The 13,751-nt window shown below is 71.4% G+C and carries 16 protein-coding genes; 3 read left to right on the top strand and 13 right to left on the bottom strand.

The window, feature by feature from the left end; translation table 11 throughout:
• Positions 1-4 precede the first annotated feature (4 nt).
• On the bottom strand, positions 5-1,564 hold the full coding sequence (locus tag ABQJ56_RS05285) for a TerC family protein (protein WP_367843939.1): 1,560 nt from the start codon (positions 1,562-1,564) through the stop codon (positions 5-7).
• 67 nt (positions 1,565-1,631) lie between these two features.
• The gene (locus ABQJ56_RS05290; RefSeq protein WP_367843940.1) at positions 1,632-2,408 is read right to left on the bottom strand and encodes a class I SAM-dependent methyltransferase; all 777 of its coding nucleotides are present in this window, start codon (positions 2,406-2,408) and stop codon (positions 1,632-1,634) included.
• Between the two features lie 221 nt (positions 2,409-2,629).
• Between ABQJ56_RS05290 and ABQJ56_RS05295 the strand changes: the two genes are divergently transcribed.
• Complete coding sequence (locus ABQJ56_RS05295; protein ID WP_367843941.1) at positions 2,630-3,427, top strand: CPBP family intramembrane glutamic endopeptidase; 798 nt, start codon at positions 2,630-2,632, stop codon at positions 3,425-3,427.
• A gap of 5 nt (positions 3,428-3,432) precedes the next feature.
• Here the strand turns inward: ABQJ56_RS05295 and ABQJ56_RS05300 are convergent, their stop codons facing one another.
• The 8 genes from ABQJ56_RS05300 to ABQJ56_RS05335 form a co-directional block, all read right to left on the bottom strand.
• A complete protein-coding gene (locus tag ABQJ56_RS05300) occupies positions 3,433-4,002 on the bottom strand; it encodes a Maf family protein (RefSeq protein WP_367843942.1) in 570 nt (189 codons plus the stop codon).
• A 12-nt stretch (positions 4,003-4,014) separates the two neighbouring features.
• Positions 4,015-4,464, bottom strand: coding sequence for a GNAT family N-acetyltransferase (locus ABQJ56_RS05305; protein ID WP_367843943.1), 450 nt, complete (start codon positions 4,462-4,464; stop codon positions 4,015-4,017).
• A 41-nt stretch (positions 4,465-4,505) separates the two neighbouring features.
• Complete coding sequence (rlmH, locus tag ABQJ56_RS05310) at positions 4,506-4,976, bottom strand: 23S rRNA (pseudouridine(1915)-N(3))-methyltransferase RlmH (RefSeq protein ID WP_367843944.1); 471 nt, start codon at positions 4,974-4,976, stop codon at positions 4,506-4,508.
• Between the two features lie 235 nt (positions 4,977-5,211).
• Positions 5,212-5,598 (bottom strand): ribosome silencing factor, encoded by a 387-nt coding sequence (gene rsfS / locus ABQJ56_RS05315; protein WP_367843945.1) that lies wholly within the window; start codon positions 5,596-5,598, stop codon positions 5,212-5,214.
• A gap of 87 nt (positions 5,599-5,685) precedes the next feature.
• Positions 5,686-6,768 (bottom strand): NAD(P)H-dependent flavin oxidoreductase, encoded by a 1,083-nt coding sequence (locus tag ABQJ56_RS05320; protein WP_367843946.1) that lies wholly within the window; start codon positions 6,766-6,768, stop codon positions 5,686-5,688.
• Positions 6,769-6,874: 106 nt separating this feature from the next.
• Positions 6,875-7,240 carry a pentapeptide MXKDX repeat protein gene (locus ABQJ56_RS05325; protein WP_367843947.1) on the bottom strand — a complete coding sequence of 122 codons (366 nt, stop codon included), beginning with the start codon at positions 7,238-7,240 and terminating at the stop codon, positions 6,875-6,877.
• A gap of 19 nt (positions 7,241-7,259) precedes the next feature.
• Positions 7,260-7,913, bottom strand: coding sequence for an NrsF family protein (locus ABQJ56_RS05330; protein ID WP_367843948.1), 654 nt, complete (start codon positions 7,911-7,913; stop codon positions 7,260-7,262).
• A 3-nt stretch (positions 7,914-7,916) separates the two neighbouring features.
• On the bottom strand, positions 7,917-8,441 hold the full coding sequence (locus ABQJ56_RS05335) for an RNA polymerase sigma factor (protein ID WP_367844014.1): 525 nt from the start codon (positions 8,439-8,441) through the stop codon (positions 7,917-7,919).
• A gap of 258 nt (positions 8,442-8,699) precedes the next feature.
• Here ABQJ56_RS05335 and ABQJ56_RS05340 point away from each other — a divergent pair, with 258 nt between their 5' ends.
• On the top strand, positions 8,700-10,427 hold the full coding sequence (locus tag ABQJ56_RS05340) for a cytochrome c biogenesis protein DipZ (protein ID WP_367843949.1): 1,728 nt from the start codon (positions 8,700-8,702) through the stop codon (positions 10,425-10,427).
• 155 nt (positions 10,428-10,582) lie between these two features.
• Positions 10,583-11,200 (top strand): peptide-methionine (R)-S-oxide reductase MsrB, encoded by a 618-nt coding sequence (gene msrB, locus ABQJ56_RS05345; protein ID WP_367843950.1) that lies wholly within the window; start codon positions 10,583-10,585, stop codon positions 11,198-11,200.
• Positions 11,201-11,543: 343 nt separating this feature from the next.
• Here the strand turns inward: msrB and nadD are convergent, their stop codons facing one another.
• From nadD to ABQJ56_RS05360, 3 genes are read right to left on the bottom strand one after another with little or no spacing between them, the layout of a single operon-like run.
• The gene (gene nadD, locus ABQJ56_RS05350; RefSeq protein ID WP_367843951.1) at positions 11,544-12,182 is read right to left on the bottom strand and encodes a nicotinate-nucleotide adenylyltransferase; all 639 of its coding nucleotides are present in this window, start codon (positions 12,180-12,182) and stop codon (positions 11,544-11,546) included.
• Positions 12,183-12,192: 10 nt separating this feature from the next.
• On the bottom strand, positions 12,193-13,209 hold the full coding sequence (gene holA, locus ABQJ56_RS05355; RefSeq protein WP_367843952.1) for a DNA polymerase III subunit delta: 1,017 nt from the start codon (positions 13,207-13,209) through the stop codon (positions 12,193-12,195).
• Entirely contained in the window at positions 13,209-13,748 is a 540-nt protein-coding gene (locus ABQJ56_RS05360) for an LPS-assembly lipoprotein LptE (protein WP_367843953.1), read from the bottom strand. Before ABQJ56_RS05360 ends, holA begins: the two co-directional genes overlap by 1 nt.
• Between the last annotated feature and the right edge of the window lie 3 nt (positions 13,749-13,751).

Raw genomic sequence — 13,751 nt, forward strand, 5'->3', positions numbered from 1 at the left:
GCCGTCAAGCGCCAGGAGCGGGCAGCACGCGCAGGCGTCCGATGCGCGCGCCGTCCATCGCCGCCACCTCGAACTGCAGGCCCTCGCTGGTGAAACGGTCGCCTTCCGCAGGCAGCCGGCCCAGCTGCTGCAGCACGTAGCCGGCCAGGCTGGAAAAGCTGTCGTCGCCGCTCAGGCGGTGACCCAGCAGGTGTTCCACCCGGCGCAGGTCGAGGCTGCCGTCCAGCAGCCAGGCGCCGTCGCCCTCCTGCACCGCGGCGGGGTCGCCGCTGCCTTCGTCGGGAAACTCGCCGGCGATCACCTCCAGCACGTCGGCCGGGGTGACCAGGCCAAGCACGCTGCCGTACTCGTCCACCACCAGCGCCACCTGCAGCGGCGAGCGGCGGAACGCGTCGATCAGGCGCAGCACGCTCAGCGACTCCGGCACGCTCATCGGCTTGCGCACCACGCTGCCGGTGTCGATGCGGCCGTGTTCCAGCAGGCTGGCCAGCAGGTCGCGCGAAGTGGCCACGCCGATCAGCTGGTCGAGATCGTCGCCGGCGACCGGCAGCCAGTGATGGCTGGAGGCGGTGACCTCGGCGCGCAGCCTGTCGGCGTCCTCGCGTGGATCGATCCAGCTGATCTCCGGGCGCGGGGTCATGATCGAGCGCACCGGCCGGTGCGCCAGGTCGAGCACGCCCTGCACCATCACCAGCTCGTCCTTGCCGAACACCGGGCCGCCGCTCTCGGCGGTGGCCGCGGCGGCCCTGGCGGCATCCTCCTCGTCCTCGCCGCCGGCGCCGAGCAGGCGCAGCACCGCCTGCGCGGTGCGGTCGCGCAGGCTGCGTGGACTGCTGAACAGGCCGCGCCGGCGGTTGCGGCGCATGGTCTGGTTGAACGCCTCGATCATGATCGAGAAGCCGATCGCCGCGTACAGATACCCCTTCGGGATGTGGAACCCGAAGCCTTCGGCGACCAGGCTGAAGCCGATCATCAGCAGGAACGACAGGCACAGGATCACCACCGTGGGCCGCGCGTTGATGAAGGCGGTGAGCGGCTTGCTGGCGCCGATCATCAGCACCATCGCGATCACCACCGCGATCATCATCACCGCGAGGTGGTCGACCATGCCCACCGCCGTGATCACCGAATCCAGCGAGAACACCAGGTCCAGCGCCACGATCTGCGCCACCACCAGCCAGAAGCGTCCCCGGGCGCGCTCGCCGGCGCCATGCCCGTCGCCGGCCTCCAGCCGCTCGTGCAGTTCCAGCGTGGCCTTGAACAGCAGGAAGGCGCCGCCCAGCAGCAGGATGATGTCGCGCCAGGACAGCGCGACGCCGTGCCAGCTGAGGATCGGCGCGGTCAGCTGCACCAGCCAGGACATCGCCGCCAGCAGCATGAGGCGCATCACCAGCGCGAGGCCGAGGCCCATCAGGCGGCCGCGGTCGCGCTGCTGCGCAGGCAGCCTGTCGGCGAGGATCGCGACGAAGACGAGGTTGTCGATGCCGAGCACGATCTCCAGCACCACCAGGGTGAGGAGACCGGCCCAGGCGGCGGGATCGGTCAGCCAGTCGAATGCGAGCATGGGGAAGCGCCGTGGCGCCGTGGTCCTCCCGGACAGGGCAGGCCACTATAGCAAGCGCCGCCGGATCTCAGGCCAGCTCGCCCGGTGCCGCCGCGCTCACCACCCACAGCCGGTAAGGCACGGCCATCGGCTCGTTCGCGTGGCGCCCGGCCAGCATCGCCATCAGCTCCACGTCCAGCCGCTGCAGCCGCGCCTCGTCGTTCAGCGCCGCCACGCCGGTGCTGGCCCGCACGCGCTTGCGCCAGGCCGCATGGCTGCAGGACACCTCGATGTCCAGCGACCAGGTGCGCAGGTCGACGAAACCGGCCTCGGACACTTCCTTCAGCCACAGCGGATGCAGCCCGCTGCCGCTGTGCGCCGTCCAGCCCGGGTTGCAGGCCAGGATCAGCCGCTCGCTGTCCTGCACCACGTTGCCGGCCAGCGGCAGCCATTCGTACTGCGCGATCAGCAGGTGCCCGCCGGGGCGCAGCCAGCCACGCGCCAACGCCAGCGTGCGCGGCCGCTCGCAGGCCTGCCAGCACTGGCCGGCGGTGATCGCGTCGAACGAGGCGGCCGGAAAATCCGCGTTCTCCACCCGCGCCCGCCATTGCTTCACCGTCACGCCGGCGAGCCGGTCGAGTTCGGCGGCATGGGCCAGCAGGGGCGCGGAATGGTCGACGCCGGTGAGCACGCAGCCACGCATGGCCAAACCGCGCGCGATGTTGCTGCCGCCGCAGTGCAGGTCCAGCACGGCGCTGCCCGGCTGCAGGCTGCCGTCGGCCAGCACCCGCTCGAAGAAGATTTCGGGAAACTCGGTGACCGCTCGCAGGCGCTCGGGCGCGCTGCGCACTTGATCCTCGTTCACTGCCCCTCCCTTGCAGCGCAAGCCGCCCTTACGCTGGACGCCGCCACGTGGCCGCGTCACCAGGTTGCGCCAGAGCGTAGCACCGATCCGGTCGCCGCAAGCCTGCCCCTGCCGAAGGGAGGATTGCGCCTGTTCGTGCGGGGCCGCCAAGATGGCGCATCGGAGCGCGGCGCCGCGCGTTCCGGCGATGCCGTCCGTCAGGCGCCCGGGTTCTTCGTCCGATGGATGCACCACGCCACAGCTTGCCGCCCGCCCTCGCCGTTCCGTCGCAGCCCCCGTGGCCCGGCATCGGCGGCGCGCTGGGCCTGATCGCGCTGTACTTCGTGCTGCAGGTGGTGGTGGGCTTCGCCACGGCGCTGCTGCTGGGTTTCGGCTATCGCCTCCTGCACGGTGCCACGGCCGCCGATCCGGTCGCGCTGCTGACGCGACCGGACGCCAGCAGCATGGTGGTGATCGTCACCCTGCTCGGTGCCGCACTGGGCGCGCTGTGGGCAGTGCGAGCACGCTGGCCACGGCTGTGGTCGCAGGCCGTGCCGCCCGGCTTCGGTTTTGCCGCGCCCGCGGCTGCGTACTGCGTCGCCGCGGTGGCGCTGGGGCTGGTGGTGCCCCTGCTCGGCGGCAAGCTCACCGAGCTGCTGGCACACGGCCATGCCGTGCCGCAGGACGTGAAGCAGCTGGGCGAGGGCGCCAGTACCGGCTTCCGCATCGCGCTTACGCTGGTAGTGGCGAGCATCGGCCCGCTGGTGGAGGAACTGCTGTTCCGCGGCGTGCTGCTGTCCGCCCTGCTGCGCCACCTGCGCACCGCCTGGGCGGTGCTGGCCAGTGCCGCCCTGTTCGCCCTGGTGCACCTGCCCGACCTGCACTGGCTGTGGTACGCGCTGCCCAACCTCGCGCTGCTCGGCGTGGTACTGGCGTGGCTGCGGCTGCGCTCGGGCTCGCTGTGGCCGGCGGTGCTCGCCCACGCCATCAACAACCTGCTGGCGATGCTGGCGCTGTTCGTGTCGCTGGCCCATCAGTGACGGATTCAGCCGGGGGCGCCGCCCTCGCGCAGGAGCCGCGCCGTCTCGAACAGCGGCAAGCCCATCACGCCGGAATAGCTGCCTTCCAGATGCTCGACCAGGGCCGCGCCGCGGCCCTGGATCGCGTAGGCGCCGGCCTTGCCGAAGGATTCGCCGGTGGCGACATAGGCAGCGATCGCAGCCTCGTCGAGTTCCGCGAAACGCACCCGCGACACGGAGCTGGCGCTGCGCTCGCCGCGCGCGTCGACCAGCCACACGACCGAGACCACCGCATGCGTGCGGGCGGACAGGCGCCGCAGCATCGCCGCCGCATCGCTCGCGTCGCGCGGCTTGCCGAACACCTCGTCGTCCAGCACCACTTCGGTGTCGGCCCCCAGCACCTGCGCATCGGCACCACCGGCCAGTGCGACCAGGCCGGCGCGCGCCTTGTCGCGGGCGACCCGGCTCACGTACTCCAGCGGCGATTCCTGCGCGGCGCGCAGCTCGGGCACGTCCACGTCGACCACCCGGAACGCCACGCCGAGCTGGGTCAGCAGTTCGCGGCGGCGCGGCGATTGCGAGGCGAGATGGAGCATGCGCGCGCCCCCTCAGAGCGTGAGGCTGTATTCGCGGAACTGCGTATCGCGCTGCCAGCCCAGCGATTCGTACAGCGCCTGCGCGGCCAGGTTGTCGTGCGCGGTGGAGAGCGAGAGGCTGGCCGCGCCCTGGTTCCGCGCCTGCGTGGCGGCAGCTTCCAGCAAGGCCTTCGCGACGCCTTGCCGCCGTGCCGCGGCGGCCACGAACAGGTCGTTGAGCAGCCAGGTGCGCACCATGCGCACCGAGGAGAACAGCGGATAGAGCTGGGTGAAGCCCAATGCCGCGCGGTGCGCATCGTGCGCCAGCAGGATCATCGATTCGTTGAGGCGCAGGCGGGCGGTGAGGAATTCGCGCGCCCCCGCCTCGTCGGACGGCTTGCCGTAGAACCGTCGGTAGCCGTCGAACAGCGGCACCAGCGCATCGATGTCGTGGAACGTGGCGCGGCGTATCTCGAACGACATGGGCTTTTCCTCCGGCTTCGCACGATGCTCCGGCGCCGGCTTCAGGCGCGGTGGTAGGGATGCCCCGCCACGATGGTAGCGGCGCGATAGAGCTGTTCGGCCAGCACCAGCCGCACCAGCATGTGCGGCAGGGTCAGCGGGCCCAGCGACCAGCGCTGGTCGGCACGCACGAGGACCTCGGGCGCATGGCCGTCGGGACCGCCGATCAGGAAGGCCAGGTCGCGGCCGGCCATGCGCCATGCCTTCAGCTGCCCGGCCAGTTCCTCGCTGGACCAGGCCTTGCCGCCGCCGTCCAGCGCGACCACGTGCGTATCGCGCGGCAGCGCGGCGAGGATCGCGGCGCCCTCGTCTTGCATCGCCTTCGCGTCATCGCGGCCCTTGCCGCGCGCGCCGGGCTTCAGTTCGACCAGTTCCAGCGGCAATTCGTGCGAAAGGCGCTTGCGGTATTCGGCAAGGCCCTCCGCCACCCACGAAGGCATGCGTTCGCCAACCGCGATCAGGCGCGCGCGCATGATCGCGGTTCAACGGGAAAAGCCGGCGCGCAGCGCCTGCGTTCGCCTCCTCTCCCCGGCGGGGAGAGGATTGAGGTGAGGGGTCGGGGCTCGCGATGGGATACGGCAAGGCGGCGCTTCGCTTCGTTGCCGGTTCGTCGCGAGGTTGGCCCCTCACCCTGACCCTCTCCCCAAGGGGGAGAGGGAGGAAACCAACCTTCTCCCCCTTGGGGAGAGGGTAAAGCCCAGCCAGTGCTCACCCCGCGCTCGCGGCGCCGGCGTCCGGCTCGCGGTCGCCTACCGTCCACAGCCGCTCCAGGCCGTAGAACTCGCGGATGCGCGGCAGCATCACGTGGACGATCACGTCGCCCAGGTCCACCAGCACCCATTCGGCTTCCTGCTCGCCTTCCACGCCCAGCGGCATCACGCCCGCCTTCTTGGCGAACTTCACCACTTCGTCGGCGATGGATTTGACATGGCGCGCGGAGGTGCCGGAGGCGATCACCAGCAGGTCGGCGATGGAGGTCTTGCCGCGGACGTCGATCTCGCGGACGTCCTTGGCCTTCAGTTCTTCCAGCGCGGCGACGACGGTCTTGCGCAGTTCGGCCGTGGAGTCGGCCTTGGTCTTGCGGCTAGTGCTCAAGATGGGGGAGCCTCGGTGCGGAATCACGCGCCTGAGCGGCGCGGCGGCAGTATAACGCCCGTGGCGCAAGGGATGCTCTGGCACAAGTCAATGCGCCAGTGCCCGCCGTGCCAGCCGGTATTCGTGCATCAGCCGCGCCACCAGTTCGGCGGCGGGCTGCGGGCGCGCCAGGGCGGCGGCCTGGCCGCACCATTCGGAGATGAGGTCGGCGCGGCCGGCCGCGGCGGCCGCGCGCCGCAGCGGCGCGGTCAGCGCGTTGAGCACGGGATAGGGCGGCAGCTCGTCCGCCGCATCTTCCATCGCCTCGACGTAACGATTGCGCAGGCCGCGCGCGGCGCGGCCGGAGAAGCTGCGGATGGTGGCGATGCGATGATCCTCTGCGCTCGCCAGGTCGTGCTTCCACGCCGCCGTCGCGGACGATTCCGGGCAGGCGAGGAAGGCCGTGCCGAGCTGGCTGGCCGCGGCACCCAGCACTTCGGCGGCGAGCATGCCGGCGCCGTCCATGATGCCCCCCGCGGCGATCACCGGAATCCCGCGGCCGCTGGCCGCAACCGCCTGCACGGCCAGCGGGACCAGGGCGAACAGGCCGACCAGCGGCGTTTCGCCCGCGTGCAGGAAGCCGCCGCGGTGGCCGCCGGCCTCGGCGCCCTGCACGCATACCGCGTCGGCGCCATGCTCGGCCCAGGCGCGCGCCTCCGCCGCCGTGGTGGCGGTGCCGATCACGCGGATGTCGCGCCGCCTGAGTTCCTGCATCTGCGCGGGCGTGGGCAGGCCGAACGCGAAGCTGGCCAGCGCGGGCCGCGCCTCGCACAGCGCGGCGAACTGTTCGGAGTAGCGCGGCGCCCAGCGCGCCGGCACGGTGCTGCGCGCGGCCAGGCCTTCGCGCTCCATCAATGCATCAAGGCGCTCGCGTGCCCGCGCCACCGCGGCCATGTCGGGAGCGAAATCGTCGGGCAGCACGAACAGGTTCAGTGCGAACGGCCTGTCCGTCAGCGCGCGAACCCGTGCCGCCTGGTCGAGGATGGCCTGCGGCTCGGTATAACCCGCGCCCAGCGAACCCAGGCCGCCGGCGTTCGATACCGCGGCGACCAGCTCCGGCGTGGTGGCGCCGGCCATCGGCGCCTGGACCAGCGGGAGTTCGATGCCGAACCGTTCTGCCAGCGAGGCCATGCACGTCATCCGTTGCGAAAAGCCCCGCCATTATCGACCTGTCGCGTCCATGCGGCATGAAGCGCGGCATGGCGGACGCGCCGGCACCCGCCATGCCGCCGCGGCATCAGCCGCCGCTGCTCATGGCGCCACCGGCGTCCTGCTTCATCTTCATGGCGCCGTCCTTCTTCATCTTGTCCCCGTGCTGCATGGCCCGGGACTTCATCGCGCCAGGCTTCATCGCGTCGTTCTTCATCATGTCGTCCCTGTGCATGGAGCCTTTCATCGCATCCTTGGACGACATGGCCTGGTGCGACATCGCCGTGCCGGCACTGGCGGGCATGGCGTCCTGCGCGAAGGCGGGCGCAAAGGCGAAGGCGCCGACGGCGGCGGAAAGCGCAAGGGCGGCAAGCGTGCGTGCGTTCATGGGTGGATCCTTGAGTGAGGAAAGGGACGGAAGCAGCCACAGCGCTTCCGCTCCTTCCTTCGCCACGAACGCGCGAACGGTTACTTCAACGCCGCGACAGCAGCCGTCCGCCCATGGCCACGTTCGCCGCGACCACGATGCCTACCGCCAGCGCATGCGTGAGCAGGTCGGTGACGGCCGCGTCGTAGGCGTGGCATATCTCCAGCAGGCAGGCCGAGGCGGCGGCGCTGGCCAGGCCCACCAGCAGCGCGGCCAGCAGCGGGCGCAACGGACAGGCGCGGCGCAGCAGCCACACCAGCAGCGCCGACAGGGGAATCGAGAAGGCGATGATGAAGACCAGGCAGTCGGCCGACTGATGCACGGTGGCAATGCTGGTGCCGGGCGCCAGCCAGGTGCGCAGGCAGCCCAGGCCGCTGGCGCCGATCCACAGCAGCGCGGGCGGCAGCGGCAGCCAGGCCCAGGCGCGCGAACGCCCCGGCACGGCCAGCGCGAACCCGGCCCAGGCCGCGGTGATCGCGGTAACCGCCGCGCCCAGCGCGGCCCACGCGAGATCCGGCGCACCGGCCCAGCGACGCAGCATGGGTTCATCGCCATAGTGCGCGAACAGCAGCACCGCAAACGTCGCCACCAGCGCCAGCCAGCCCACGGTGCGCAGCCACGGCGGCAGCAGGCGCCGTACCGGCACCAGCTCGGCGCTGAGCGCGGCAATCAGGCTGTCGTTGGAACGCGGATCGGCCATGACTCAGTCTTCTCCATGCAGGCGGCCGCGCAAGGCCTTCAGTGCGCGGTGCAGGTTCACTTTCAGTGCGCCGGCGTTGCGGCCGGTCTGCGCGGCGGCCTCGGCCAGCGACTGCTCGCGCAGGCCCAGCTGTTCCACTGCCTCGCGCTGGCCGGGCGGCAGCTGCGCGATCGCGTCGCGCAACTGCCGCGCCTGCTGGCGGCGTTCGGCATCCGCACTGGCGTCGTCGCGATCCGGCTGCCGGTCCAGCGCGACCTCGTCGTGCAGCTCGCGGCGATCGCGCCGGCCGCGGCTGCGCAACGCGTCGATCGCACGGCGGCCGGCGATCGCGCCCAGCCACGCATCGTACGAGCGCGTCGGGTCGTAGGTGTGGCGCACGCGGTGCACGGTGAGCAGGGTCTCCTGCACCACGTCGTCCAGCGCATCCGTCGCCACCCCCTGCCGCCGCGCCACCGCACGGATCAACGCCACCGAATCCGCCAGCACGCGCTCGTAGGCGCGCCGGTCACCCGCCTGCGCGGCCGCCATCCACGCGGCACGCCGGTGGTCGGCCTGTTCACTGGCACTGGCAGGTTCGGCGGACACGGGGGCGCGGCAATCCGGTGGCGGGGCGAAGCCCCCATCCCATACCAAGCTGCCATCCGCGGTCAAGGGCGTATTGTCCTGTGCAAGGGTTCCGCCGGGTGATTCGCCGCATCCGCCACCCGGGTTACCCCGCATCCGCCGATGTAACCGGCGGCGCCATGGCGGCGAATCACCAGCACATCCCAAGCCCGGACCACCACCATGCTCCTGCTGATCCTTGCCTACCTCGGCGGCGTGCTCACCATCCTCAGCCCCTGCATCCTGCCGGTGCTGCCCTTCGTGTTCGCCCGCGCCGACCGCCCGTTCCTGAAGAGCGGCCTGCCGATGCTGATCGGCATGGCCGCCACCTTCGCCCTGGTCGCCACGCTGGCGGCGGTGGGCGGCGGCTGGGCGGTGCACGCGAACCAGTACGGCCGCGCCGTGGCGCTGGTGGTGCTGGCCCTGCTCGGCCTCACCCTGCTTTCCAGCCATGTCGCCGAGTGGCTGACGCGGCCGTTCGTGGCACTGGGCAACCGGCTGTCGCAGCACAGTGACGGTGAGCACGAGTCGATCTGGGGCGCGGTGGGCCTGGGCATCGCCACCGGCCTGCTGTGGGCACCGTGCGCGGGGCCGATCCTCGGCCTGCTGCTGACCGGCGCGGCGCTCAAGGGCGCCAGCGTGACCACCACCCTGCTGCTGCTCACCTATGCGCTGGGCGCGGCCACCTCGCTGGCACTGGCGCTGGCGGTCGGCGGCAAGGTGTTCGCGCTGATGAAGCGCTCGCTGGGCGCGGGCCAGTGGGTGCGCCGCGCGCTGGGCGCGCTGGTGCTGGCCGGGGTGGCCGCCATCGCCTCGGGCGTGGACACCGGCGTGCTCACCCGCGTCTCGCTGGCCAGTACCAACCGCATCGAGCAGAAGCTGATCGACGCCGTGCGCCCGATGCCCGCCGCCGTGGCGGCACCCGCGCCGAAGCCCGGCGAGGCGTTGCCGGTGGAAGGCACGCTGCCGTCGCTGGCCGGCGCCACCGGCTGGCTCAACAGCACGCCGCTCACGCCCGCCGCGCTGCACGGCAAGGTGGTGCTGGTGGATTTCTGGACCTACTCCTGCATCAACTGCCTGCGCTCGCTGCCCTTCGTCGAAGCCTGGCACGACAAGTACAAGGACCACGGCCTGGTCATCATCGGCGTGCACTCGCCCGAATTCGCGTTCGAGAAGGATCCGGCCAACGTGGCCGCGGCGGTGCAGCGGCTGGGCGTGCGCTATCCTGTGGCGCTGGATCCGGACTATGCGATCTGGCAGGGCTTCAACAACGAATACTGGCCGGCGGAATACTTCATCGACGCGCAGGGCCGCATCCGCCACCACAGCTTCGGCGAAGGCGGCTATGCCGAAGACGAAGACGTGATCCGCCAGCTGCTCACCGAGGCGGGCTACAAGGACCTCCCCGGCGGCTACGTGCAACCCGGCGCGAAGGGCGCCGAGGCGGCCAGTTCGGGCGACTACGACCGTTCGCCGGAAACCTACGTGGGCTACGCGCGCGCCGACCACTTCGCCAGCGGCCAGGTCGCGCACGACGACGCGTTCGGCTACCGCGCGCCCGCCACGCTGGCCACCAACCAGTGGGGGCTGGCCGGACGCTGGACCGTGCATGCGCAGGACGCCACGCTGGACGCCGCCGACGGCAGCATCACCTACCGCTTCCGCGGCCGCGACCTGCACCTGGTGCTGGGCCCCGGCAGCGACGGCAAGCCGGTGCGCTTCCGCGTCACGCTGGATGGCCAGGCGCCCGGTGCCGACCACGGCATGGACACCGACGCGGATGGCAACGGCACGGTCACCGCGCAGCGCCTGTACCAGCTGGTGCGCCAGGCCCACGGCACCGGCGAACGCACGTTCACCATCACCTTCCTCGATCCCGGCGTGCGCGCCTACGCGTTCACGTTCGGCTGAGCTTCCTGGATACCCGGCTCGGCGGGTCCGGCGCATGTCCGGACCCGCCTCCGCCGATCAAGCACGACGTACTTGATCGCATGCGGCATGCGGCACATGCCATGTGCCGCGAACACATGCGAACCCTTCGTGTACATCAGCGTTGGAGGTTGGCCATGTCCCGCATCGACGAAACCCTCGCGATGGATCGCCGCCGTTTCCTGCGCGCCGCGTTGAGTGGCGGCGCCCTGCTCGCGGCCGGCGGCAGCTTCGCCCTGCCCCGCCTGCTCGCCGCCGGCGCCGAAGGCGGCTTGCCTGCACTGGTCCACGGCATGCCCGGCGACGCGCTGCTGGAGTGCTACGCCGACGACGGCCGCGACCTCGGCGCCTGCAAGGTGCACCGGCTGGTGCTCAGCGACGCGCAATGGCGCTCGCGCCTCTCGCCCCTGGCCTACGAGGTGATGCGCCGCGACGGCACCGAGCGCGCCTTCAGCGGACCGCACGAACGCTCGGCGCAAGCCGGCATCTTCCGCTGCATCGCCTGCGCCACCGCGCTCTACGACGCCGCCACCGAATTCGACTCCGGCACCGGCTGGCCCAGCTTCTGGCGGCTCATCGCGAAACGGAACGTGATCGAAAGCCGCGACGACCAGTTCGGCATGGAACGCATCGCCATCAGCTGCGCCGGCTGCGACAGCCACCTCGGCCACGTGTTCGACGACGGCCCGCCGCCGACCGGGTTGCGCTACTGCATGAACTCGGTGGCGTTGCGGTTCGTGGCGCGGACGGGGTGACGCGCATCGTGCACGCCAGAAACCAAGACGCCGCAAGCTCGTGGCTGCTGCTGTTGCTTCTGCGCGCTGGGAGCGCGCTGCTCTACCCGGGGCCCCTATGGCGCGGCGGGTGGGCGAAGGAAAGTCCGCAGGATGGCCCGCAGGGATGCGGGCCAGTTTTTCGCCGGGACAGGAGTCCCGTCGAAAAACCCCGCAGCCCACCCGCGCACCCGGAAGGCAGGATGCCCGAAGGGCGCGCCATCGGGGTGGCCTCTCTTTTGGTTACTTTTCTCTGGCCCCGCGGAGAAAACTAACTCGGGCGCCGCCAGGCGCTCGAAACCGCCTTGCATCCAGCAAAACCGCTTCAGCGACGATAAGGCGCCAACAGCACCGGATCGTCGAACAACCCTGCCGGCAACAGATAGCGCGGATCACGCCCCGCGGCGAGCAATTCGCGAATGCGGGTGGCGGAGACCTCCAGCGGCGTCACCGCGAGCTCGACCAGTTTGCCGCAGGGCTCCGCATGCAGCGCCGCCACGTTGTCAACGCGGCGAGCAGCGACTTCCTCCGCCAGCACCGCGGGTCGCGCGACCTCCGCGCCGGGCCGGCTCAACACGCCGACATGCGCGAAGTCGAACAACTCGCGCCAGCGGTTCCAGGTCGGCAGGCCCGCAAAGGCGTCGGCGCCGAGCAGCAGCACCAGCGGCCGCGCGCCCTGCTCCGCGCGCAGCTCGTGCAAGGTGTCGACGGTGTACGACGGGCCGTCGCGTTCCAGCTCGCGCGCGTCCAGCACCAGCCGCGACTGCCCGGCCAGGGCCGCGCGCAGCATCGCCACGCGCTCGGCAGCCGAGGCCAGCGGCGGCGACCGGTGCGGCGGCACGTTCGCCGGCATCAGCCGCACTTCCGCATCCAGCAACTCCGCCGCCTCCCAAGCCACGGTGAGATGGCCGATATGGATGGGATCGAAGGTGCCGCCGAAGATGGCGAGCGGACGCGTGCTCATGTGCGGGACCTTATGCCAGCGCCCGCGCCGCCCGCGGTTCGGCGATTGCCGCGATCAGCCGTTCCGCCTCGCGCCAGGCCTCGCCCTGCTCGCGCCCCTTGGCGATGCGGTCGATGCGCGAAGCCCGCGCCAGGCAGGCCAGCCAGTGCTCGCGCGGCGCGCGGCGCAGCGCCTTGCGGAACAGCTGCTCGCGCGCCGGCCACAGGCGCTCGGCGCGCGCCTGCGCGGCGAGGTCGGGCGCATTGGCGAGGCGCAGCGCGAGCTGCAACTGGTTCACCAGCCAGCCCATCAGGGCGATCAGCTCGTCGCCTTCGGCGCGCAGCCCGGCGAGGATGCGCAGCGCACGGGCGCCTTCGCCCGCCAGCGCGGCGTCGGCGAGCTTGAACACGTCGTAGCGGGCGCTGTCGGCGACCAGGCTTTCCATCGCGTCGGCGTCGATGCGGCTGTCGTCGCCCGCGCGCAGCACGACGAGCTTGTCCACTTCCTGCGCTGCAGCGAGCAGGTTGCCTTCCACGCGTTCGGCCAGCAGCGCCGCGGCTTCAGGGGTGGCGGCAAGGCCGCGCGCGGCGAGCCGGGCGCCTATCCAGGCCGCCCATTCGTTGGGCCGGGGCGCATTGAACACCACCATGGTGCCGGCGGCGTCGAGCTTCCTGCTCCAGGCGCCGTCGTGCTTGCTGCTCCACTCCATCGCGGTGATCAGCAAGGTGACGCCGGGCGGCGGGTCGGCGCAGAACTCGCCGATCGCCTTGGCGCCCTCCACGCCGGGCCTGCCGGTGGGCAGGCGCAGGTCGAGCAGGCGGCGCGCGGCGAACAGCGACATGCCGGCGGCGGCGCGCGCAAGGTCGTCCCAGTCGAAACGCTGCTCGACTTCCAGCACTTCGCGCTCGGTGTAACCGAGCCGCTTCGACTGCGCGCGCAGCGCGTCGGCCGCCTCCAGCACCAGCAACTCCTCGCCCGCGAGCAGGTAGACCGGCGCCAGGCTGTCGGCGGCCAGCGCCTTCTGCCATTGCGCAGGGGCCAGCGGCATCAGGGCTTGCCGGTGGTGGATGCCGGCGCCGGTGCGGTCTGCGGGTGCTGGCCGGCGGCTTCGAGGCGGAACATGATCGCCTGCACCATGTCGTCGATCAGGCTGCCCTCGATCTGCTGCACCTGCGAGGCGTTGCCGATGGTGTCGGTGGAGTCGTAGCTGTATTCGCGCTGCATGTTGATGCTCTGATGCGGCAGCAGGGTGGCGCCGTCCGCGCCGGTGACGTCGAACTCGACCTGGTAGCGCACCGCGTACTCGGTGATGCGCACGTAACCGCCCTGGGTCAGCGACTCGGTGCCGAACGAAGCCACCGGCACGCGCAGTTCCGCGACGCCGGGACCGGCGGCGTCCTCGACGTCGACATTGGCGTTTTCCAGCGCGCGCGTCAGCTTGCGCTCCAGGTCGCCGCCGCCGGAGACAGTGAGGTGCACGCGGCTCATCGACGGCGGCAGGGCGGCATTGCGGCGCAGGTGGAAGCCGCAGGCGGAGAGCACGAGGGTGGCGGCGAGCGGCAACACGACAAGGAGCATGCGGTTCATGAC

Origin of the sequence: Rhodanobacter geophilus (assembly GCF_040812275.1) — a bacterium.
Taxonomy (GTDB): domain Bacteria; phylum Pseudomonadota; class Gammaproteobacteria; order Xanthomonadales; family Rhodanobacteraceae; genus Rhodanobacter_A; species Rhodanobacter_A geophilus.